Source organism: Citrobacter sp. 506, from assembly GCF_050434985.1.
GTDB lineage: Bacteria > Pseudomonadota > Gammaproteobacteria > Enterobacterales > Enterobacteriaceae > Citrobacter > Citrobacter braakii.
The window spans coordinates 146,837-169,813 of the sequence record NZ_JBNDJN010000006.1 but is presented as its reverse complement, the minus strand read 5'-3'; the positions used below and the strand labels follow the sequence as shown (position 1 = coordinate 169,813).

The window sequence follows — 22,977 nt, the reverse complement described above, 5'->3', positions numbered from 1 at the left end:
AAGGAATTGCCCCTGTAGACCGATAACAAATGATTACTGCACGCGCGCCAGCGCGACCGCCTGACCCAATTGCCACACGGCCATTGCATAGTGGGTACTGTGGTTATAGCGGGTGATGGTGTAGAAGTTCGGCAGTCCATACCAATACTGATAACCGGTACCGATATCCAGTCGCAGAAGGCTGGCCTGCTGATGATTACCCAGAGACTGCTGCGGCGTCAGGCCCGCGGCGGCAAGCTGAGAAATGCTGTACTGGGTTTTAAAGCCGTTCGCCAGCCCAGGCGCCTGGCCATTCGCCGGAACCGCAACCATATCGCCTTTCACCCAGCCGTGGCCTTTGAAATAGTTCGCCACGCTACCGATAGCATCAACCGGATCCCACAGGTTAATGTGACCATCGCCATTGAAATCAACGGCATATTGTTTATAGGAAGATGGCATAAATTGGCCGTAGCCCATCGCCCCTGCGAAAGAACCTTTCAAATCGAGCGGATCGTCGCTTTCATCTCGCGCCATCAGCAGGAAGGTTTCCAGTTCACCAGAGAAATATTCCGCACGACGAGGATAGTTAAACGACAACGTCGCTAACGCATCCAGAATCCGCGTTTTACCCATCACGCGGCCCCAGCGAGTCTCTACGCCAATAATGCCAACGATAATTTCCGGCGGTACGCCGTAGACCTGCCATGCACGGTTCAGCGCATCTTCATATTGGTTCCAGAAGGCCACACCGTTTTGTACGTTATCCGGAGTGATGAACTGTTTACGATACCGCAGCCATGCACCGTTAGGTCCGGCTGGCGGTTGAGTCGTCGGCGCCTGGCGGTCCATCAAACGCAATACCGAGTCCAGACGCTTGGCCTGCGACAGGATCTCCTGCAGCTGCTGGCGGTCAAAGCCGTGCTTGTTCACCATTTTCTCGATGAACTGCTGCGCGTTTGGATTATTGGCAAAATCGCCGCCCGTTTGCATGACATTGTGCTGTGGCTCAAGCAGGAAGCCGCCGGATGGCGTACCCGTAGTCGTTTGAGTCTCTGAAGGTTTAGGTTTGCTGCTACAAGCAGCAAGCAATACAAAAAGGGGCAGTAACGCTACATAACGACGCTTGAACATGAGACATCCATTAAACAAATTCAGCCTGGGAGAAGTATGGTAAAGCATCCTCCGCCACACAAGGAAGCAGTAGTCGCTCTCCTTCACAGAATTTCTCCCCTCTTGCACTCCTGACCGGCACATTTGCGCGTTCTCACGCACAATCTTTCAAATTAAAATATTTATCTTTCATTTTGCGATCAAAATAACACTTTTAAATCTTTCGATCCGATTAAAATTAGTTACCGTTTGGCAAGATAACTAAAACCCCTACAGGAGAGAATAATGATCGACACCATCACACTCGGTGCTGAGTGGTTTATCGGATTGTTCCAGAAAGGCGGAGAGGTGTTTACCGGCATGGTGACCGGTATTCTGCCTCTGCTGATCAGTCTGCTGGTCATCATGAATGCGCTGATTAACTTTATCGGTCAGCAACGTATTGAACGTTTTGCCCAGCGCTGCGCCGGAAACCCGCTGTCCCGCTATCTACTGCTGCCGTGCATCGGCACATTTGTGTTTTGTAATCCTATGACGCTGAGCCTGGGCCGCTTTATGCCGGAAAAGTTCAAGCCCAGCTACTACGCAGCCGCCTCTTACAGCTGCCATTCAATGAACGGCTTATTTCCCCACATCAACCCCGGTGAGCTGTTCGTCTATCTGGGGATCGCCAGCGGACTGACCACGCTGGGTCTTCCGCTCAGCCCGCTGGCGGTGAGCTATTTGCTGGTCGGCCTGGTGACCAACTTCTTCCGCGGCTGGGTGACCGATTTCACCACCACCATCTTTGAGAAAAAAATGGGTATTCAACTTGAGCAGAAAGTACATCTGGCGGGAGTAGCATCATGACGCGTATTCGTATTGAAAAAGGCACCGGCGGCTGGGGCGGCCCGCTTGAACTGGATGCCGTGCCAGGCAAGAAAATTGTCTATATCACCGCCGGGACTCGCCCCGCAATAGTCGACAGGATAGCCAGCCTGACAGGTTGGCAGGCCGTTGATGGCTTCAAAGAAGGCGAGCCGCCAGAGAACGAAATTGGCGTGGCGATCATCGACTGCGGCGGCACGCTGCGCTGCGGGATCTATCCAAAACGCCGTATACCAACAGTGAATATTCACGCGACGGGTAAATCCGGTCCGCTGGCCCAATATATTATCGAAGATATCTATGTCTCTGGCGTGAAAGAAGAAAACATTACCGTTATCGGTGAAGCATCCGCTGCGCCAACGCCTGCAAACAGCACGATGGGTCGCGAGTACGACACCAGCAAGAAAATTACCGAACAAAGCGACGGTCTGTTGGCAAAAGTCGGCATGGGAATGGGTTCAGCCGTTGCGGTTCTGTTTCAGGCCGGGCGAGACACTATCGATACCGTCCTGAAAACCATTCTGCCGTTTATGGCGTTCGTCTCGGCGCTGATCGGCATCATTATGGCGTCTGGCCTGGGGGACTGGATTGCCCATGGACTCGCACCGCTGGCCAGCCATCCGCTGGGGCTGGTAACCCTGGCGCTGATCTGCTCTTTCCCGCTGCTGTCCCCTTTCCTCGGCCCTGGTGCGGTCATCGCCCAGGTTATCGGCGTCCTGATCGGCGTACAGATTGGTTTGGGGAACATTCCTCCGCATCTGGCGCTACCTGCCTTGTTCGCCATTAACGCCCAGGCGGCATGCGACTTTATTCCAGTCGGATTGTCGCTAGCCGAAGCGCGCCAGGACACGGTCCGCGTCGGTGTGCCATCCGTACTGGTGAGTCGTTTTCTGACCGGCGCACCGACCGTTCTCATCGCCTGGTTTGTTTCCGGCTTTATTTACCAATAAGAGGCACTCAAAAATGACCGTGATTTATGAAACCACCATCACCCGCATCGGCCAGAGCGCCCCGGATGCACTCTGCGACCAGATGCTAATTACCTTTCGTGAAGGCGCGCCTGCGGATATCGAAGAATTTTGCTTCATCCATTGCCATGGGGAGCTGAACGGCTCTTTGCAGGCTGGGATCCAATTTGAGCTAGGCCAGCATCACTACCCGGTCACAGCCGTTGGCAGCGTGGCGGAACAAAACTTACGTGAACTGGGGCATATCACTCTGCGTTTTGACGGACTGAGTGAAGCGGAATTTCCCGGCACCGTACACGTTGCGGGCCCCGTACCGGACGGTATCGCACCGGGCTGTATTTTGAAGTTTATTGCTTAAGATTGAAGGAGATAAAGATGAATCAGGTTGCCGTTGTCATTGGTGGAGGCCAGACCCTGGGGGCATTCCTTTGCCGTGGGCTTGCGACAGAAGGGTACCGCGTCGCGGTGGTGGATATCCAAAGCGATAAAGCCGCCAACGTCGCACAGGAAATTAACGCCGAGTTTGGCGAAGGCACCGCCTACGGTTTTGGCGCTGATGCCACCAGCGAACAAAGTGTGCTGGCGCTGTCGCGCGGAGTGGATGAAATATTTGGCCGCGTCGATCTGCTGGTTTACAGCGCGGGTATCGCTAAAGCCGCGTTTATCAGCGACTTTCAGCTTGGGGATTTCGACCGCTCGCTGCAGGTGAATCTGGTCGGCTACTTCCTCTGCGCACGGGAATTTTCACGCCTGATGATCCGCGATGGCGTCCAGGGACGCATTATCCAGATCAACTCCAAATCAGGGAAAGTGGGCAGTAAACACAACTCAGGCTATAGCGCGGCAAAATTTGGCGGCGTAGGTTTAACCCAGTCGCTGGCGCTGGATCTGGCGGAATACGGGATCACCGTGCATTCACTGATGCTCGGCAATCTGCTGAAATCACCGATGTTTCAGTCATTATTACCGCAATATGCGACCAAGCTTGGCCTTAAGCCAGACGAAGTCGAGCAGTACTACATTGATAAGGTTCCGCTTAAGCGCGGCTGCGATTATCAGGACGTGCTGAACATGCTGCTGTTTTACGCCAGCCCGAAAGCCTCTTACTGCACCGGTCAGTCCATTAACGTGACCGGTGGTCAGGTGATGTTCTAAGAAACATGATTGCCCGGTGGCGCTGCGCTTACCGGGCCTACACACATCTGGTCGGATAAGGCACAGCCGCCATCCGGCAAAATCAAAGGAGCACATTATGGTTTCCGCACTGATTACCGTCGCCGCTATCGCCTGGTGCCTGCAACTGGCGCTCGGTGGCTGGCAAATATCCCGCTTTAACCGGGCGTTTGATCAACTCTGCCAGCGGGGTCGGGTTGGCGTAGGTCGTTCCGGTGGACGGTTTAAACCCCGCGTGGTGGTCGCCATCGCGCTAGATGAACAGCAGCGGGTTACCGATTCGTTATTTATGAAAGGTCTTACTGTATTTGCCAGGCCCGGTAAAATTGTCACGATAATGGGCAAACATCTTGATGATTTACAGCCTGATGTGATCTTTCCCCATGATCCGTTAGCGCAGAATGCACTATCATTGGCGCTTAAACTGAAACATGGGTAATTTCGTTGTGAATGCTAATAGCTTGCGAAATTATCATTTTGCAACCTATTAAGTCAGGGTAATCACGCCTATGAAACCTCGTCAGCGACAGGCAGCCATACTGGAGCACCTGCAAAAGCAGGGGAAATGCTCGGTTGAAGAACTGGCCCACTACTTTGACACAACCGGCACGACCATTCGCAAAGACCTGGTCATTCTGGAGAATGCCGGAACCGTCATTCGTACCTATGGCGGTGTGGTATTAAATAAAGATGAATCCGACCCGCCAATCGATCACAAAACGCTAATCAATACGCATAAAAAAGAGCAGATTGCCGAAGCCGCCGTCCGTTTTATTCACGATGGCGACTCGATTATTCTGGATGCGGGCAGCACCGTATTGCAGATGGTGCCGATGCTCACCCGCTTTAGCAACATCACCGTCATGACCAACAGTCTGCACATTGTTAACGCCCTTTCAGAACTGGACAACGAGCAAACTATCCTGATGCCCGGCGGGACTTTTCGCAAAAAATCTGCGTCATTTCACGGTCAGCTGGCAGAAAACGCCTTTGAGCAGTTCAGCTTTGATAAACTCTTCATGGGCACCGACGGCATTGACCTCAATGCCGGCGTGACCACCTTTAATGAGGTGTTTAGCGTCAGTAAAGCGATGTGCAATGCCGCTCGCGAAGTGATTCTGATGGCTGACTCGTCAAAATTTGGGCGCAAAAGCCCCAATGTTGTGTGCAGTCTGGAAAGCGTCGACAAGCTGATTACCGATGCGGGTATCGACCCAGCGTTTCGTCAGGCGCTGGAAGCAAAAGGGATTGAAGTGATCATAACCGGAGAAACCAATGAGTGATGCACTACTGAACGCGGGCCGTCAGACGTTAATGCTGGAGCTACAGGAAGCCAGCCGACTGCCTGAACGACTGGGCGATGATTTTGTCCGCGCCGCCAATACTATCATCCACTGCGAAGGCAAAGTGATTGTCTCCGGGATTGGCAAATCAGGCCATATTGGCAAAAAAATAGCCGCGACCCTCGCCAGTACCGGCACGCCCGCCTTTTTTGTGCATCCGGCTGAAGCGCTGCATGGCGACTTAGGGATGATTGAAAGCCGTGATGTCATGCTGTTTATTTCCTACTCCGGCGGCGCAAAAGAACTGGATCTCATCATTCCGCGCCTGGAAGACAAGTCCGTCGCTCTGCTGGCAATGACCGGAAAACCGACCTCACCGCTGGGTCTGGCAGCCAAAGCCGTGCTGGATATTTCCGTTGAGCGTGAAGCCTGTCCGATGCGCCTGGCACCGACTTCCAGCACCGTGAACACTCTGATGATGGGCGACGCATTGGCAATCGCCGTGATGCAGGCGCGCGGCTTTAACGAAGAAGATTTTGCCCGCTCGCATCCGGCGGGTGCGCTGGGCGCTCGTCTGTTAAATAAAGTGCATCATCTGATGCGCCGTGACGATGCCATTCCGCAGGTGACGCTCACCACCAGCGTCATGGACGCGATGCTGGAACTAAGCCGTACGGGTCTTGGCCTGGTGGCAGTCTGCGACGACGAGTCGCTGGTGAAAGGCGTCTTTACCGACGGCGACCTGCGCCGCTGGCTGGTTGGCGGCGGAGCGCTCACCACTCAGGTTAGCGAAGCAATGACCCATAATGGCATTACGCTGCAGGCCCAGAGCCGCGCCATTGACGCCAAAGAGATCCTGATGAAGCGCAAAATCACTGCCGCACCGGTGGTAGATGAAAACGGTAAACTCACCGGTGCTATCAACCTGCAGGATTTCTATCAGGCAGGTATTCTCTAATCCTTCAGCCCCAGACGTTTCGCCAGCCGGTGCAGGTTGGCGACGTCTGTTTCCAGCGCCCGCGCACTTGCCGCCCAACTGTGATTATTTTGCGCCAACGCCCGGCGGATCATCTCCCGCTGGAATGACTCCGTTGCCTCACGCAGGTTGCGATGCTGCGGGATCTCCGCAACAACCTCCGCCTGCAGAGCCGGGGTTTCATCCTGCAGGGCAAAATGCTGCGCCTCAAGCACCACTTCATCCCCTGCCCTGGTGGCCCTTGCCAGAACAACCGCCCGGTGAATGGCATGTTCCAGCTCACGCACGTTCCCGGGCCAGCCGTAATTCAACAGATGGCTACGCGCGCCGGGACTTAACACCACGCGGGAAAGTCCCAGCCGCAGCCGACATTGTTCGCAAAAATAACCGGCCAGCAGTACCACATCTTCGCCGCGTTCACGAAGGGGCGGTACGGAAAGGGGAAAGACGCTCAGACGGTGGAACAAATCCGCACGGAAATTCCCGGCCAGCACCTCTTCCCGTAAATCACGGTTCGTTGCCGCCAGCACCCGAACATCCACGCGCAGGCTGCGATCGTCACCCACACGCTGAATATCGCCGTACTGCAACACACGTAGCAACTTAGCCTGTAACGCCAGCGAGAGCTCGCCAATCTCATCGAGAAACAGCGTCCCATTGTCAGCCATTTCAAACTTACCGCTACGATTGCTGATAGCCCCGGTAAAGGCGCCTTTTACGTGACCAAACAGCTCACTTTCCGCTACGGTTTCCGGCAACGCCGCGCAGTTCAGATACACCAGCGGATTCACCGCGCGCGGCGAACCTTCATGGATAGCCTTAGCTACCAGCTCCTTCCCGGTCCCCGTTTCGCCGCTAATCAGTACGTTGAGATCGGATCCCGCCACAATCTCAATCTCTTTTTTCAACTGCAGCATATTGGGCGACAGGCCAATCATTTGGGTTTCAGTCACCTGCTCGAAGGCCGTCGACGAGCCCGGCAACATATTCTGGCTTTCCAGTTGTTCAATCAGCAGCGCATTGCTCAGCGCGCCCGCCGCCAGCGCGGCAATCAGCCTAAGTTCTTCATCGCTGAAAACATCGAATTGATCGGGCTCCATGCCATCCAGCGTTAACGCGCCAATCAGATTTTGACCGGCGAACAGCGGTAAGCCAATGCAGGCGTGTACCTTCAGGCTCTCCTGGCCCGGAATCAGCCCATCGTAAGGGTCTGGCAAATCGCTGTCGGCAGGGAAACGAACCACGTCCCCGGCACGGGCAATCGCCTCCAGACGAGGATGCCCTTCCAGAGTAAAGCGCCTGCCGAGAACGTCCTGCGCCAGCCCATCGATTGCCAGCGGAATAAACTGTCGCGACTCATAGCGCAGCAATGCCGACGCGTCGCACTCCAACACCTGACGCAAGGTGGTTATCAGGCGTTGAAAACGGTCCTGATGTCCAATACCGCTTTGTAATTCAATGGCGATACCCGCCAGCACGTCTACGGAAAAACTCATGACGACCTCATTGTCATTTTGACAATTCATATTGTCATATTGACAATAAAATGAATAGTCATTTTGACTACCACCTTATAGGCATTAAAAAACAAACCCTTTAAAATCAACAATTAAAAAGTTGGCACGCAACCTGCAATAAGCAAAACATCTTTTTTAGAAAACGCTGAATTAATTACTGAGGTTGCTATGTCTATTCTGGTTAAAAATAACATTCATTGGGTTGGCCAACGTGACTGGGAAGTTCGTGATTTCCACGGGACTGAATATAAAACGCTGCGCGGTAGCAGCTACAACAGCTATCTCATCCGTGAAGAAAAAAATGTCCTGATCGATACAGTAGACCACAAGTTTAGCCGTGAATTCGTGCAGAACCTGCGCAGTGAAATTGACCTGGCAGATATCGACTACATCATCATTAACCACGCGGAAGAGGACCATGCCGGTGCGCTGACTGAGCTGATGTCCTGCATCCCTGACACGCCAATTTACTGCACAGCCAACGCTATTGACTCTATCAACGGGCACCACCACCACCCGGAGTGGAACTTCAACGTGGTGAAAACCGGCGACTCGCTGGACATTGGCAACGGTAAGCAGCTGATCTTCGTTGAAACGCCGATGCTGCACTGGCCTGACAGCATGATGACCTACATGACCGGCGATGCGGTGCTGTTCAGTAACGACGCCTTCGGCCAGCACTATTGTGATGAACGTCTGTTTAACGACGAAGTTGACCAGACCGAACTGTTCGAACAGTGCCAGCGTTACTACGCCAACATCCTGACGCCGTTCAGCCGTCTGGTTACACCGAAAATCACTGAGATTCTCGGCTTCAACCTGCCGGTGGATATGATTGCCACTTCCCACGGCGTGGTATGGCGCGACAACCCGACACAAATCGTTGAAATGTATCTGAAATGGGCGGCTGACTATCAGGAAGACCGTATCACCATTTTCTACGACACCATGTCCAACAACACCCGCATGATGGCGGACGCCATTGCCCAGGGCATCAACGAAGTTGACCCGAACGTGGCGGTGAAAATCTTTAACGTCGCCCGTAGCGACAAAAACGAAGTCCTGACTAACGTCTTCCGCTCTAAAGGCGTGCTGGTTGGTACTTCAACGATGAACAACGTAATGATGCCAAAAATCGCCGGTCTGGTAGAAGAGATGACCGGCCTGCGTTTTCGTAACAAACGCGCCAGCGCCTTTGGTTCACACGGCTGGAGCGGCGGTGCGGTAGACCGTTTGTCCACACGCTTGCAGGATGCCGGTTTCGAGATGTCGCTGAGTCTGAAAGCGAAATGGCGTCCGGATCTGGACGCGCTGGAACTGTGTCGCCAGCATGGCCGTGAAATCGCACGTCAGTGGGCGCTTGCTCCGCTGCCGGAAACAATCGTCAAAACGGCAACCAAAGAGGAAGAGTGCGCCTGTGCCGCGGCGGTTGCCGCTGATCTTGGTCCAAGCATGCAGTGCAGCGTATGCCAGTGGATTTACGACCCGGCAAAAGGTGAACCGCTGCAGGATGTCGCGCCGGGAACACCGTGGAGCGACGTGCCGGATAACTTCCTGTGCCCGGAATGTTCATTAGGTAAAGACGTCTTTGACGTACTGGCAACGGAGGCAAAATGAGCCGCGGAATTGTCATTATTGGTTCGGGCTTCGCCGCCCGCCAGTTAGTCAAAAATATCCGTAAGCAGGATGCAAATGTCCCGCTGACCCTGATTGCTGCGGACAGTATGGATGAGTACAACAAGCCCGATCTCAGCCATGTTATCAGTCAGTCGCAACGTGCAGACGACCTCACCCGCCAGTCGGCGGGGGAGTTTGCCGAACAGTTTAATTTGCGCCTCTTCCCGCACACCTGGGTAACCGACATCGATGCCGATGCTCACGTAGTGAAAAGCCAGGAGCAACAGTGGCCATACGACAAACTGGTGCTGGCGACGGGAGCATCTGCCTTCGTACCGCCGATTACCGGACGTGAGTTAATGCTCACACTGAACAGCCAACAAGAGTATCGCGCCTGTGAAACACAACTGCGTGACGCCCAACGGGTGCTGATTGTCGGCGGCGGCTTGATTGGCAGCGAACTGGCGATGGATTTTTGTCGTGCTGGTAAAGCGGTAACGCTTATCGACAACGCCGCCAGCATTCTGGCTTCGCTGATGCCGCCAGAAGTAAGCAGTCGCTTACAGCATCGTCTGACCGATATGGGCGTACACCTGCTGCTGAAATCGCAGCTTCAGGGGCTGGAGAAAACGGAGTCGGGGATTCGCGCCACGCTCGATCGTAGCCGCAGCGTAGAAGTCGATGCGGTGATCGCCGCTACGGGTCTGCGCCCTGAAACCGCGCTGGCGCGTCGCGCCGGATTGAACATCAATCGTGGAGTCTGCGTCGACAGCTACCTGCAAACCAGCCACCCGGACATTTATGCCCTCGGCGACTGTGCAGAAATTAACGGTCAGGTACTCCCATTCCTGCAACCGATTCAGCTGAGCGCCATGTATCTGGCGAAAAACCTGCTCGGCGGCAATGCGCCATTGAAGTTGCCTGCCATGCTGGTAAAAGTCAAAACGCCGGAATTACCCTTGCATTTGGCTGGGGAAACCCAGCGCCACGATCTGAACTGGCATATTGCCGCCGAAGCGCAAGGGATGGTGGCCAGAGGGATGAACGACGCAGGCCAGCTATGTGCCTTTGTCGTCAGCGAAGACCGCATGAAAGAGGCCTTTGCGCTGCTGAAAACGCTGCCCGTGTAAGTACAGAATACCGTTGCTTGATTTATTAACCTCACGCACATGGATGTGCGTTGCCACTTGTCGGTATGCCCCGACCTGTTGTTCTTGCCCCGCCAGTCCCGGGGCTTTTTTTATTTTTGCGCCAACGCCCGCGCCGCGGCAATCACGCCCTGCCCCAACGACAACCCGCCGTCGCCCGCCGGTAAACGCTGTGGGAACAGTAAGGTAAAATCATGCAGATAAAACGCCAGCCGGGCTGACAATAAGCGGTTATGCATCACACCTCCGCTGAATACCAGCGTCTTAATCCCCCGCTCTTCGGCCTGCAAACGCATCAGGGTAGCAAACCCACGCGCCAGCGCGTCGTGAAACGCCCACGCTCTTTCGGCAGGTTTGGCCTGCCAGGTCAGCCATTGCTGCCAAAAAACCGCTAAGTCCAGCTGATTGCCATCAAGCGGCACCGTGACAGGGTGCTCAACGGCAGCACATTGCGATGCCATCGCCTCCAGCGCGCAGGCCGCCTCACCTTCATAACTCAGCGATTCCGGCGCACATTGAAGCGCGGCGGCAACGGCATCAAACAGCCGTCCGCACGATGACGCCAGCGGTGCGTTAATCCCCCGCTCAATGGCGCGCGCCAGCACGTTCCAGTTTTGATGTTGCAGCACCGATGTTACCGGGTAGCGCTGCCAGTCAGGAACAAAGCGCAGGCACTGCGCGAGCAAATTGCGCCACGGCTGTTTTGCCGCCAGATCGCCCCCCGCCAGCGCTACCGCCGGTAAGCCGCCAAGGTGCTCGCATTCACGATAGTTGACCCGCAAACACTCTCCCCCCCACAGCGCGCCGTTTTCCCCCATGCCGATACCGTCTAACGTCAGGGCAATCACGTCACCACCGTCGAGCGACCAGCCGTGCTCGGCCAGACACGCAGCGGCATGCGCATGGTGATGCAGCACCGTTTCGGTTGGCAGATTCATTTCGCTGGCCCACTGGCTGGAAACATAACCAGGGTGTGCATCATGCACGATACGCTGCGGCGAAAAGTCATAAATGTTCTGGATCAGGCGCAGCGCATCACGCCACTGCTGCTGAATGCCGTCATCGCTGAGATCGCCCAAATGCTGGCTAATAACCGCCTGTTCACCACGCACCAGGCAGAAGGTATTTTTCAGATCTGCGCCCAGGCAAAGCATCGGCGGCACGTCGTGAAATCCTGGCGGCAGCGCCACCGCATCCGGCACGTAACCCCGTGAACGACGCAGCATCTCCCCACTGTCGCGTACCACAGAGTCATCCATCCGCTGCACAATTTCGCGGTTATGCAGCAGGAAACCATCGGCAATTTCGTGTAAATCATCCAGCGCCTGCGCGTTGGTAATAGCGGGCGGTCTGCCGCTGAGATTGCCGGAGGTCATTACCAACGGACAATTCATCTCTTGTAAGAGCAAATGCTGCAACGGATTCGCTGGCAGCATGACGCCCACTTCCGTTAACCCTGGCGCAATGCCCTCGCTCAATGCTGCGATATAGCGTTTCTGCACCAACACGATCGGCGCGGCTGGGGTTGTCAGCAAACGACGAGCGGGTTCAGGCAGTCCGTCATCACCGGGCAGCATCACTGCCAGAGGTTTTGCCGGACGGTGTTTGCGCAGCCTGAGCAGCGCTACGGCGTCATCATTTCGTGCATCGCACACCAGATGAAACCCACCAATCCCTTTAACGGCCACAATACCGCCTGCTTTCAGGCGCGATACTGCCGCCTGCAACGCATCTTCTTTCTCCGCCCGCTCACCCGCGCTAAACCATTCGAGGTGGGGACCGCATGCCGGACAGGCAACGGGCTGGGCATGGAAGCGACGGTCGTACGGATCACGATACTCTTTATCGCATTGCGCACAGAGTGGGAATGACGCCATCACGGTAAACGGGCGATCGTAGGGCATGGCGCGGATAATCGTAAAGCGCGGGCCACAGTGGGTGCAGTTGATAAAGGGATAACGATAGCGGCGTTCACCGGGGGTGTTCATTTCAACCAGACATTCTGGACAGGTCGCGGCATCCGGAACGATTTGCGTATTCATCGTTCCGCCAGCACTTTGCCGAATCGAGAAATCGGCAGGCGGCTGCGTCCAGGCGAACGGTTCGCTCTCAACGCTGTCAATGCGCGCCAGCGGCGGGCAGTGTTGATGCAACTGCGCAATAAACTCTGCCGGATCTTCCTGTATACGCACAACCACACCGTCACCGTCGTTACACACATCGCCATGTAGCTGTAATCGCTGCGCCAGTTGCCAGACGTAGGGGCGAAATCCGACGCCCTGTACCTTACCGCGAATACGCAGCTGTACGCCGGAGTGGTTGTTTATTGTCATGATGAATTCCCGCGGTGTTGTATCCCTGAAATGTCCGTTTGCCGGATGGCGGCTTCGCCTTATCCGGCACGTATTTTACGCGGATTTTCAGATATCAGAACAGCAAAGATGCCGTGGAATCCAGCGCCGCTCGACGGCGTTTTTCAGCGCTCAGTTGCTCAAGCTTATTGCGATCCACATAAATCAGCGCGTGAGTCGGGCAGACTTCCATACAGGCAGGGCCGGCCTCACGATGGTGGCACAGGTCGCACTTATTGGCTTCGGCTTTTTCTGCCCGGACGTTCAGACCTGCCCCGCTGTTACGAACAACCGGACGCACGACCACTTCCATTGCGCCATAAGGGCAAGCCACAACGCAGGTTTTACACCCAATGCAGCGCTCCTGCATCACGTGGACAAAGCCTTTATCACGGCTGATTGCACCGTTCGGACAGACGTTAGCGCACGGCGCGTCTTCACACTGGCGGCACAGCGTCGCCGTGGAGACATTAACGCCTTTGATGACATGAATGCGGGGTAAAAAGGTTTCAGGGGTCAGCGATGCGCAGTCCTGGTTATCCTGATGGGATACCACGCAGGCCACTTCACAGGTACGGCAACCAATGCATTTATTGGCGTCTGCAATGATGAAACGGTTCATCAATTTCTCCAGCAATGACAGATTATCTGCCGAAGCATTCATAAATCGTGCCAGAATTTAATTGACTGTTATTAAAGGTTTTTTATTTTGATGAATGCAGAGAAGCCGTGTCATCGTCACTAGTGACGATGACAAATGACAGCCGTCAGCGCAAAACGAGCGGCGCAACAGAGTCGCGTTGAATGAGTTCACCGGTGAAGGTTTTTGGCGGCGTAAACGCCCCGTCATCCAGCATAAAGATCAGGCGGCCTATCGTTTCCTGAATCATTTCCGTTACCGGGATTTTGACGCTGGAAAGCGCCGGAATAGTGTATGGCGCGATAGCGATATCATCGAAGCCAATCACCGACACCTGAGCAGGGACGCGCACGCCATGCGCGTGCAACTGCTTCATCGCACCGATCGCCATATCATCATTGCTGGCCACCAGCGCGGTAAAATTGACCTGACGCGAAAGCAAAGTATCGACTCCCGCTGCGCCGCAGGCTGGCGTCCATTTCCCTTTAACAATCAAATCATTATGAAGCGGAATGCCATGATGTGCCAGCGCGTCTTTATAGCCTGAAAGTCGCTCCACGCCGGTAGGCGAATCCATCGAGCCAGTAATAAAACCAATCTCTTTGTGCCCAGCGGCAATGAGCTGAGTAACGGCGTTAAAACTGGTTTGCTTTTGATCGCACCACACGCAGTGGCTGGTATTTTTCCGCAGCCGCCGATTAAGCACCATAATCGGCTGGGCGTGGGCGTCGATGATATCGTCTATCTCATCCACGCTAAGAAAACGCGGATAGATCATAATCGCGTCACAGCGCAGGTCGAGCAGGTACTGGATCGCCTGACGCTCTTCCTCTGCGCTGTGCTTACCGTCAGCCAGCAACAACTGGCGTCCCTTATCTTCCGCCATCCGCGCGGTATGAAACAGCAGTTCGCTGAAATAGACGCCGTGATAAAGGGTGTTAGTTACCACCAGACCTAGCGTCTGCGTGGTTTTCGCTGCCAGACTGCGTGCCAGCAAGTTAGGGCGGTAACCACTCTCTTCAATGGCCTGAAACACGCGGTCTTTGGTTTCCTGGCTGACATAGCCATTCCCGGAAAGCACCCGGGAAACCGTCGCTTTTGACACCCCGGCACGCTTCGCCACCTCCAGCATCGTGGTCATATTACTCATCCCTTTTCTCTCAATGTGACGCAGTGTACTGCACCGTTTCGCCGCTGTCCTTGCTGCTCAATTGCAAACGCTGATATCTGGTGATCGGAGTCACAATTATAAAAAATGATTAAAAATAAACCTTGCCCATTACGTGTAATTTAAACATGATTTTGTGGAACCGGTTTCCTATCTGCGTTTCATCAACCCAGAAAAGCGACCAACGTGAACGGATAAAACATAACGTACTCTACTGATAAAACAGGATTAAATCCGATGTCCAAAAATTATGCAGCGCTGGCGCGCTCGGTTGTGACGGCTCTGGGAGGCGTGGACAACATCACAGCAGTGACCCACTGTATGACCCGTTTGCGTTTCGTTATCAAAGATGACTCGCAGGTCGACAGCACGACGCTGAAGACGCTCCCTGGCGTGCTCGGCGTGGTGCGCAGCGATAACCAGTGCCAGGTGATCATCGGCAACACCGTTTCGCAGGCGTATCGCGAGGTAGTCAGCCTGTTGCCTGCCAATATGCAACCTGCAGAGCCGCAAACCAAACCTCGGCTGACGCTGAAGCGGATTGGCGCGGGGATCCTCGACGCGCTGATCGGCACAATGTCCCCGTTGATCCCGGCTATTATCGGCGGATCAATGCTCAAGCTGCTGGCAATGATCCTCGAAATGACCGGCGTGCTGGTGAAAGGATCGTCCACGCTCACTATTCTGACCGTAATCGGCGACGGCGCCTTCTTCTTCCTGCCACTGATGGTTGCCGCCTCAGCAGCCATAAAATTCAAAACTAACATGTCGCTGGCAATCGCCATCGCAGGCGTACTGGTGCATCCCAGCTTCATCGAACTGATGGCGAAGGCCGCGCAGGGTGAGCACGTTGAGTTTGCCCTGATCCCGGTGACGGCGGTGAAATACACCTACACGGTGATCCCGGCGCTGGTCATGACCTGGTGTCTGTCCTACATCGAACGCTGGGTCGATCGCATCACTCCGGCGGTAACCAAAAACTTCCTTAAACCGATGCTAATCGTGCTGATCGCCGCCCCACTCGCCATCGTCATCATTGGCCCGATCGGCATCTGGATCGGTAGTGCAATTTCTGCGTTGGTTTATACCATTCACGGCTATCTCGGCTGGCTGTCGGTGGCCATTATGGGCGCATTGTGGCCGTTGCTGGTGATGACCGGTATGCACCGCGTCTTCACGCCAACCATTATTCAGACCATTGCCGAAACCGGAAAAGAAGGCATGGTGATGCCGTCAGAAATTGGCGCCAATTTGTCGCTGGGCGGTTCATCGCTGGCAGTGGCATGGAAAACCAAAAACCCGGAACTGCGTCAGACGGCGTTAGCGGCAGCCGCCTCGGCCATCATGGCAGGCATTTCCGAACCCGCGCTGTATGGCGTGGCGATCCGCCTGAAACGCCCACTGATTGCGAGTCTTATCAGCGGCTTTATCTGCGGTGCCGTTGCCGGAATGGCCGGACTGGCGAGCCACTCCATGGCGGCTCCAGGCTTGTTCACCAGCGTACAGTTTTTCGATCCAGCCAATCCGATGACCATCGTTTGGGTGTTTGGCGTGATGGCGCTGGCGGTCGTGCTTTCCTTTGTATTAACACTGCTCCTCGGCTTTGAAGATATTCCTGTCGAAGATGCAGCCGCGCAGGCCAGAAAAAACCAGGCCGCGCAACCAGGCAATATCAATAGAGCCAGCATTTGACTGGTATGAACTGAGGTTAACTATGTCTGTTTTTCCGCAAGGATTTTTATGGGGCGGCGCACTGGCCGCCAACCAGTCTGAAGGGGCATACCGGGAAGGCGGCAAAGGGCTGACCACCGTCGATATGATCCCCCACGGCACAAACCGCATGGCCGTCAAACTGGGTCAGGAAAAACGCTTTACGCTGCGGGATGACGAATTTTATCCCAGCCATCAGGCAATCGACTTTTATCATCGCTATAAAGAAGATATCGCGCTGATGGCGGAAATGGGGTTTACGGTTTTTCGTACTTCCATTGCCTGGAGCCGTCTCTACCCCAACGGCGACGAGCTGACGCCTAATGAAGAGGGTATCGCGTTTTACCGGGCCGTGTTTGCCGAGTGTAAAAAATACGGTATTGAGCCGTTAGTTACGCTGTGTCACTTCGATGTGCCGATGCATCTGGTCAGCGAGTATGGCTCCTGGCGTAACCGCAAAATGGTGGAGTTCTTTACCCGCTATGCCCGTACCTGCTTCGAGGCCTTTGACGGTCTGGTGAAGTACTGGCTAACGTTCAACGAAATCAACATTATGCTGCACAGCCCTTTTTCTGGCGCCGGACTGGTGTTTGAAGAAGGTGAAAATCAGGATCAGGTGAAATATCAGTCCGCCCACCACGAACTGATTGCCAGCGCCCTGGCAACTAAAATTGCCCATGAAATTAATCCGCAAAACCAGGTCGGCTGTATGCTGGCGGGCGGTAATTTTTATCCTTATTCCTGTAAACCGGAAGATGTGTGGACCGCGCTGGAAAAAGACCGCGAAAACCTGTTCTTTATTGATGTGCAGGCGCGCGGGGCTTACCCCGCTTACTCTGCCCGTGTGTTTCGCGAAAAAGGCGTGGTGATAGAAAAAGCGGCGGGAGATGACGATATCCTGAAAAACACCGTCGATTTCGTCTCGTTTAGCTATTACGCATCGCGCTGCGCCTCCGCTGAAATGAATACTGGCAATACCAGCGCCGCTAACGTGGTGAAGTCGCTGCGTAATCCGTACATTGCCGCCAGCGAATGGGGCTGGGGCATCGACCCACTCGGTCTGCGCATCACCATGAATATGATGTATGACCGCTACCAGAAGCCGTTGTTTCTGGTGGAAAACGGGCTGGGGGCGAAAGATGAGATCGATGCTAACGGCGAAATCAATGACGACTATCGCATTAGCTATTTACGCGAGCACATTCGCGCCATGGCAGATGCTATTGAGGATGGCGTGCCGCTGCTGGGCTACACCACCTGGGGCTGTATCGATCTGGTTTCAGCCTCAACCGGTGAGATGAGCAAACGCTACGGTTTTGTGTATGTGGACCGCGATGACGCGGGCAACGGCACGTTAGCGCGTAAACGCAAAAAATCGTTCTGGTGGTATAAGAAAGTGATTGCGAGTAACGGGACCGATCTGGAATAACAATGTTGCCGGATGACGCCGCCATCCGGCAACACGTATTATTCAGAATATATATACCCGCTGTCTGTTATCATTTTTATTGTACAACTTTAGGATTTTGCAGCAGCGGCAAAGGCGCTTCGCCCAACGCGTGGACCTGACCAATAATTGTCGCGCTCCGGCCAATCTGTAATGACTCAACATTCGTACTATTATGGGAGCCAAACTGGAACTGAATCACGTTGTTCGTTTTATTATTTTCGTCTTTCAGGCTGACAAGATAAGAATAAGCATTGGAAATACCATTAACCTTACGAATATCAATGACCACGCCCCGCAGCTTCACCCATTCACCAAGATAGTCCTTATTGGCTTTAACAGGATTTAAGGTATAGGGCGCGATAAAATCAGCGACGGACAAGGTTGGCATTGACGCAGCTGATGACTCCCCCGGTTGAAATAATTGGTCTCCCGCAGAGAAGAACGCGTCAGCCGCCGTCTCGCACCCGCTAAGAAGAGAGGAAATAATAATTAAATTTACCAAACGAATACCTGAACGCATAAATAACTCCTGTATATTAATTTCCCATATATTCAAATTCTAAATAATTCGAGTATATAACCTCCCTGAACAACGCCGAAATATAATATAACTCCCGTATTAGTAAAAGAAGAGAATATTCCCCCCAACTATTATCAACTTCTCATCCTTTCATTATTTGCATTCTATTTTCTGGATCTGCCTTCCAGTTTCGGGTTTGCCCTCCCGCCTTTTTACTGGCATTTTATTCAGTAGTTTTCCATCGTTTTATTCGTAACAAGGGAGTGTTTATGTCTGGTAAAAATGGTAATGCCGAAGCGGTTATCAACAAGCCATTACGTCATTTTAAAGTCAGCTATGTCAGAGTACGGCATGAAGATCGCAAAACCGGTTTTACACGACGTATAAGCCGCCATGCTTCACTTACGATGAACGGAGACTGGCTGGAACAGGCGGGGTTCCCAACGGGCACGTCGGTAAAAGTATCGGTTACGCAGGGGAAATTAATTATTGAACAAGCAGGTGAATAGTCTGTTTCGAGGGTGTCGACGTTATCCGGATGGTGGTAATGCGACACACCATCCGGTATTCAGTGCCCTCAGGCTCAGGCTTCCGGTGCCTCTAATTCAGCGAACCCACCGTGTCCTTCCCACCCGGCTAATCGCTGATAGACGGTATCTACCGCATCTTTGATCGGCTGTGTCATCGGGTAGTAAAAACCGACAATATCCGGCTGAATGCCAAGGAAAATCACCTCGCCAACGTCGTCTTTCAGCTGATCGACCAGGTAGTTCAGCGGCATGTTGTGGGTGGTCATCATGAACATCTCGGCAATATCATCAGGATCGATAATGCGGATTTCACCAGGATTTAGCCCCATATCGGTGGCATCCACAATCAACAGACGCTGCGGGCGCAACTCACGGATGGCGACGATGTCGTTTTCCGGCGCGCTACCGCCGTCGATGACAACCCATTGACCTTGAGGATTTGCAGCACACATTTCGGCTAACAGCGGCCCCGCGCCGTCATCGCCCATCATACTGTTACCCACACATAATAAAACGTCAGTCACGATGTCTCCTCACCATCAGATAGATGGCGCTTTCCTGGTGGATATCGTGAAGCATGCTGAGCATCAGCTTGCTCCACTCCTGCTGCTGCGGGGTCTGCACGGCACGCGCATCATCGAACGCGCGCGCCAGCATCTGCACATGGTTGAAATCGATGACGATCTCGCCGTACTTCGGCACGCCTTCCATTTTCCGGCGGGCTTCACTGCCTTCGGCAAGCGTGGCAATCCACGCCAGATATTCATCCCACGGACAGGTTAACGCCGCTTCCAGGCAATCGATGATCCCAAGGTGGTGACCAATCGCCAGGCTGTAATAGACAACCTGCTGCGCCTCAGCGGGCGTTGCATCGTTCTCATCAATAAACTTACGGCTCAGTTGACTGAACACCACCGTTTCACTCATCGGATACGCGCCTCTTCGACAACATGATTAAGATGCGTGACGATCTCGGTCAGACGCGGATCGTTTTCCGCTTCCAGCCAGCGCGCCACCTGATGCTCGCCCTGCCCTAACTGGGTCATATAGTCATCAGCAATCTGGCGACCGTAGCGGTAGCCCGCCAGACGGCGTGCTTCACGATCCACCTTCACGCGCAGCGGCTGAACCATATCCGGATGCAGAATTTCAGCCGGCTGTTCGTCCAGTTCACCTGGCGCACGCGCGTGAATTTTTTGTTCCAGCAGACCCAGCGCCATTGCAAAACCGTACAGCGTAGCCGCAGGCGTTGGCGGACAGCCAGGAATATACACATCCACCGGTACGATTTTATCCGTGCCGCCCCATACGCAGTATAAGTCGTGGAAGATACCGCCGCTGTTACCGCAGGCACCGTAAGAGATACAAATTTTCGGATCTGGCGCAGACTGCCAGGCGCGCAGCGCCGGAGAGCGCATGGCACGCGTTACCGCGCCGGTAAACAGCAGGATATCCGCATGGCGCGGTGATGGTACAACTTTGATCCCAAAACGTTCGGCATCAAACAGCGGAGAAAGCGTAGCGAAGATTTCGATTTCACAGCCGTTGCAGCCGCCGCAGTCCACACGGTAAACGTACGCTGAACGCTTGATGCTTTTAAGCAGCGACGCTTTCATGCTGGCAATGGATTCATCCACCGTCATCGGTACCGGAATACCGTTGGCGTCACGTGGGCCTAATAAATTGCTCATCAGCTGGCCTCTTTCATATGGCGAGTCAGTTCAATACGGTCAGACGGCACCAGGCATTTCTGGCGCTTACAATCCGGGCAGGTCTCAAAGCTTTCACGGTGGTTTTCCGCACGGCTGTCACCGTTGTGCTTAAGCAGCGCAATGGCGTAATCGATCTCTTTTTGTACCGCAAACGGGCGGTTACATACGCGACAATTACACAGCGCAAAGCGGGACTGCTGCAGGAAATCCTCTTTCTTCCACACCGCCAGTTCATACTCCTGCGACAGCTTAATTGCCGCAGTCGGGCAGACTTCTTCGCAGCGGGCGCAGAAGATGCAACGGCCGAGGTTGAACTGCCACGCCAGCTCATGGGTGACCAGATCGGTTTCTACCGTCAGCGCGTTCGACGGGCACGCATTCACACAGGCCGCACAGCCAATGCACTGCTGCGGATTGTGTTCCGGTTTGCCACGGAAGTTTTTATCGACCGCAATCGGCTCCAGCGGATACGACGATGTCGGCGCCCCGGTTTTGATGACTTTTTTGATAAAGGTAAACATGGCGATTCCTTATTTCAGCGGCGAGTTTTTACGCTCGATGCTGTAGCGCTCAAGTTCTTTGTACGGCACAACTTTGCTCTTCTTCTTACGCACATCGACCACGGTCATACGGTCGGTACAGGAGTAGCAAGGATCGAGGCTACCGATAATCAGCGGGGCATCGGAAACGGTGTTGCCACGCAGCATGTAGCGCAGCGTCGGCCAGTTGGCGTAAGTCGCCGCGCGACAGCGCCAGCGATACAGTTTCTGGTTGTCGCCAGTCATACTCCAGTGGATGTCATCCCCGCGCGGCGCTTCAGCAAAGCCCAGCGCAAAGCGGTGTGGAATGTAGGTAAAACCTTCCACAGCCAGCGGGCCGCCTGGCAGGTTGTCCAGACCAAAGTCGATCATATTCAGTGCGGTGTAGACTTCATTGATACGGACTTTCAGACGAGAAATAACATCGCAACCCTGCTCACTGTGAACTTCCATCGGCAGCAGACCATAGCCCACAAACGGGTGATCGGCGCGGGTGTCACGCGCATGGCCGCTGGCGCGTACCATCGGGCCGACGTTACTGAAATCACGGGCAATTTCCGGATCAAGACGACCAATACCTACGGTACGCTGTTCCATGTTCGGCGTGCTGAGCAGCATATCGACCAGTTCCTGCACGTCACGACGCATCTGCTGCGCCAGTTGACGGGTCTGGATCATATCCTCTTTCAGCAGATCACGACGAATACCGCCGATCAGGTTCAGACCGTAAGTTTTACGTGCCCCGGTGAGGATCTCCGCCATCTTCATGGAGGTTTCACGCACGCGGAAGAACTGCATAAAGCCGGAGTCAAAACCGGTAAAGTGACAGGCCAGGCCGAGGTTCAGCAGGTGCGAGTGCAGGCGTTCAACTTCCAGCAGAATGGCGCGGATCATCTGCGCACGTTCCGGCACGACGATGCCCATCGCGTTCTCGACGGAGGTGGTATAGGCGGTGCTGTGCGCAAAGCCGCAAATGCCGCACACGCGGTCGGACAAGAAGGTCACTTCGTTGTAACCCATGCGGGTTTCCGCCAGCTTCTCCATGCCGCGGTGGACATAGAACAGACGGTAGTCGGCGTCGATGATGTTCTCGCCGTCAACAAACAGACGGAAGTGACCGGGTTCATCAGAGGTGACGTGCAATGGGCCAATCGGCACCACGTTGTTTTTCTTGTCGCCCAGTTCGTTGATGAACTCGTAGGTTTCAGCATCGGTAGTCGGCGCGGGGCGCTGGCGATAATCCATGCTGTCTTTACGCAGCGGGTAGAGTTCGTCCGGCCAGTCATCCGGCAGTACCAGACGACGCTCATCGGGCAAACCAACCGGGATCAAACCGTACATATCGCGCACTTCGCGCTCGCCCCAGACCGCAGCAGGCACGCGCGGCGTGACGGACGGGAACTCCAGCTTATTGGCATCGACCTCAACGCGCACGGTAATCCAGCACTTGGTACCCTGCTCCATCGACAGCACGTAGTACACGGCATAATGACCACACAGCTGACGTTCGTCGTTACCAAACAGCACGGACAACCAGCCGCCCTGTTTGTAGTACAGGAACTCCACCACTTCCGGCAGGTAGTTCACCTTGACGGTGATCGTCAGCTGATCTTTGGTCTGCCAGGCTTCATCCAGCACGACGCCCGGGAAGGCCTGGTGCAGCGCCGCGAGATATTGTTGACCTAATTTTTCTTCAGACATGCTCAAACTCTCTTA

23 protein-coding genes are annotated in these 22,977 nt (G+C 54.4%); 12 read left to right on the top strand and 11 right to left on the bottom strand.

Going from position 1 to position 22,977, the window contains the following annotated elements; genetic code table 11:
* Positions 1-33 precede the first annotated feature (33 nt).
* Complete coding sequence (gene mltB / locus ABIE10_RS20540; protein ID WP_046274844.1) at positions 34-1,113, bottom strand: lytic murein transglycosylase B; 1,080 nt, start codon at positions 1,111-1,113, stop codon at positions 34-36.
* Positions 1,114-1,377: 264 nt separating this feature from the next.
* Between mltB and srlA the strand changes: the two genes are divergently transcribed.
* The 7 genes from srlA (at position 1,378) to gutQ (ending at position 6,341) form a co-directional block, all read left to right on the top strand.
* On the top strand, positions 1,378-1,941 hold the full coding sequence (gene srlA, locus ABIE10_RS20535; RefSeq protein ID WP_429156897.1) for a PTS glucitol/sorbitol transporter subunit IIC: 564 nt from the start codon (positions 1,378-1,380) through the stop codon (positions 1,939-1,941).
* On the top strand, positions 1,938-2,909 hold the full coding sequence (srlE, locus tag ABIE10_RS20530; RefSeq protein ID WP_016154170.1) for a PTS glucitol/sorbitol transporter subunit IIB: 972 nt from the start codon (positions 1,938-1,940) through the stop codon (positions 2,907-2,909). The genes srlA and srlE overlap by 4 nt, the downstream gene beginning before the upstream one ends.
* A gap of 13 nt (positions 2,910-2,922) precedes the next feature.
* Positions 2,923-3,285: a PTS glucitol/sorbitol transporter subunit IIA gene (gene srlB, locus ABIE10_RS20525; protein WP_016157310.1), complete on the top strand. Its 363-nt coding sequence runs from the start codon at positions 2,923-2,925 to the stop codon at positions 3,283-3,285.
* 17 nt (positions 3,286-3,302) lie between these two features.
* Positions 3,303-4,082: a sorbitol-6-phosphate dehydrogenase gene (srlD, locus tag ABIE10_RS20520; RefSeq protein WP_003037345.1), complete on the top strand. Its 780-nt coding sequence runs from the start codon at positions 3,303-3,305 to the stop codon at positions 4,080-4,082.
* Between the two features lie 97 nt (positions 4,083-4,179).
* Positions 4,180-4,539 carry a transcriptional regulator GutM gene (gene gutM / locus ABIE10_RS20515; protein ID WP_429156893.1) on the top strand — a complete coding sequence of 120 codons (360 nt, stop codon included), beginning with the start codon at positions 4,180-4,182 and terminating at the stop codon, positions 4,537-4,539.
* Between the two features lie 70 nt (positions 4,540-4,609).
* On the top strand, positions 4,610-5,383 hold the full coding sequence (gene srlR / locus ABIE10_RS20510; protein WP_003037350.1) for a glucitol operon DNA-binding transcriptional repressor SrlR: 774 nt from the start codon (positions 4,610-4,612) through the stop codon (positions 5,381-5,383).
* Positions 5,376-6,341, top strand: a complete 966-nt coding sequence (gene gutQ / locus ABIE10_RS20505; RefSeq protein ID WP_046274841.1) for an arabinose-5-phosphate isomerase GutQ — start codon at positions 5,376-5,378, stop codon at positions 6,339-6,341. Before srlR ends, gutQ begins: the two co-directional genes overlap by 8 nt.
* On the opposite strand, the gene norR is transcribed toward gutQ, so the two are convergent.
* Positions 6,338-7,855, bottom strand: a complete 1,518-nt coding sequence (gene norR / locus ABIE10_RS20500) for a nitric oxide reductase transcriptional regulator NorR (protein ID WP_181629975.1) — start codon at positions 7,853-7,855, stop codon at positions 6,338-6,340. The genes gutQ and norR overlap by 4 nt on opposite strands.
* Before the next feature lie 189 nt (positions 7,856-8,044).
* Between norR and norV the strand changes: the two genes are divergently transcribed.
* Positions 8,045-9,493, top strand: a complete 1,449-nt coding sequence (gene norV, locus ABIE10_RS20495) for an anaerobic nitric oxide reductase flavorubredoxin (RefSeq protein ID WP_053389531.1) — start codon at positions 8,045-8,047, stop codon at positions 9,491-9,493.
* On the top strand, positions 9,490-10,623 hold the full coding sequence (norW, locus tag ABIE10_RS20490; RefSeq protein ID WP_204552117.1) for an NADH:flavorubredoxin reductase NorW: 1,134 nt from the start codon (positions 9,490-9,492) through the stop codon (positions 10,621-10,623). Before norV ends, norW begins: the two co-directional genes overlap by 4 nt.
* A 110-nt stretch (positions 10,624-10,733) precedes the next feature.
* Here norW and hypF read toward each other — a convergent pair whose 3' ends face one another.
* From hypF to ABIE10_RS20475, 3 genes are all read right to left on the bottom strand, one after another.
* Positions 10,734-12,974, bottom strand: a complete 2,241-nt coding sequence (gene hypF, locus ABIE10_RS20485; protein ID WP_429156890.1) for a carbamoyltransferase HypF — start codon at positions 12,972-12,974, stop codon at positions 10,734-10,736.
* 94 nt (positions 12,975-13,068) lie between these two features.
* Complete coding sequence (gene hydN / locus ABIE10_RS20480; protein ID WP_003037366.1) at positions 13,069-13,614, bottom strand: electron transport protein HydN; 546 nt, start codon at positions 13,612-13,614, stop codon at positions 13,069-13,071.
* Positions 13,615-13,759: 145 nt separating this feature from the next.
* On the bottom strand, positions 13,760-14,773 hold the full coding sequence (locus tag ABIE10_RS20475) for a LacI family DNA-binding transcriptional regulator (protein ID WP_429156958.1): 1,014 nt from the start codon (positions 14,771-14,773) through the stop codon (positions 13,760-13,762).
* 264 nt (positions 14,774-15,037) lie between these two features.
* Between ABIE10_RS20475 and ascF the strand changes: the two genes are divergently transcribed.
* Both ascF and ABIE10_RS20465 read left to right on the top strand, forming a co-directional pair.
* The gene (gene ascF / locus ABIE10_RS20470; protein WP_046274835.1) at positions 15,038-16,492 is read left to right on the top strand and encodes a PTS cellobiose/arbutin/salicin transporter subunit IIBC; all 1,455 of its coding nucleotides are present in this window, start codon (positions 15,038-15,040) and stop codon (positions 16,490-16,492) included.
* A 22-nt stretch (positions 16,493-16,514) separates the two neighbouring features.
* Positions 16,515-17,939 (top strand): 6-phospho-beta-glucosidase, encoded by a 1,425-nt coding sequence (locus ABIE10_RS20465; RefSeq protein ID WP_016154180.1) that lies wholly within the window; start codon positions 16,515-16,517, stop codon positions 17,937-17,939.
* A 76-nt stretch (positions 17,940-18,015) separates the two neighbouring features.
* Here the strand turns inward: ABIE10_RS20465 and ABIE10_RS20460 are convergent, their stop codons facing one another.
* Positions 18,016-18,480 (bottom strand): OB-fold putative lipoprotein, encoded by a 465-nt coding sequence (locus tag ABIE10_RS20460; RefSeq protein ID WP_259688207.1) that lies wholly within the window; start codon positions 18,478-18,480, stop codon positions 18,016-18,018.
* A gap of 269 nt (positions 18,481-18,749) precedes the next feature.
* Here ABIE10_RS20460 and ABIE10_RS20455 point away from each other — a divergent pair, with 269 nt between their 5' ends.
* Positions 18,750-18,989, top strand: coding sequence for a SymE family type I addiction module toxin (locus tag ABIE10_RS20455; RefSeq protein ID WP_016154182.1), 240 nt, complete (start codon positions 18,750-18,752; stop codon positions 18,987-18,989).
* A 74-nt stretch (positions 18,990-19,063) separates the two neighbouring features.
* Here ABIE10_RS20455 and hycI read toward each other — a convergent pair whose 3' ends face one another.
* The 5 genes from hycI to hycE are packed head-to-tail and all read right to left on the bottom strand — an operon-like array spanning position 19,064 to position 22,962.
* A complete protein-coding gene (gene hycI, locus ABIE10_RS20450; protein ID WP_016154183.1) occupies positions 19,064-19,534 on the bottom strand; it encodes a hydrogenase maturation peptidase HycI in 471 nt (156 codons plus the stop codon).
* Entirely contained in the window at positions 19,527-19,937 is a 411-nt protein-coding gene (locus ABIE10_RS20445; RefSeq protein WP_003037385.1) for a formate hydrogenlyase maturation HycH family protein, read from the bottom strand. The genes hycI and ABIE10_RS20445 overlap by 8 nt, the downstream gene beginning before the upstream one ends.
* Positions 19,934-20,701 (bottom strand): formate hydrogenlyase subunit HycG, encoded by a 768-nt coding sequence (gene hycG, locus ABIE10_RS20440; protein ID WP_003037388.1) that lies wholly within the window; start codon positions 20,699-20,701, stop codon positions 19,934-19,936. The genes ABIE10_RS20445 and hycG overlap by 4 nt, the downstream gene beginning before the upstream one ends.
* A complete protein-coding gene (gene hycF / locus ABIE10_RS20435; protein ID WP_016154185.1) occupies positions 20,701-21,243 on the bottom strand; it encodes a formate hydrogenlyase subunit HycF in 543 nt (180 codons plus the stop codon). Before hycF ends, hycG begins: the two co-directional genes overlap by 1 nt.
* 9 nt (positions 21,244-21,252) lie before the next feature.
* Positions 21,253-22,962, bottom strand: a complete 1,710-nt coding sequence (hycE, locus tag ABIE10_RS20430) for a formate hydrogenlyase subunit HycE (RefSeq protein ID WP_016154186.1) — start codon at positions 22,960-22,962, stop codon at positions 21,253-21,255.
* Positions 22,963-22,977: the final 15 nt, after the last annotated feature.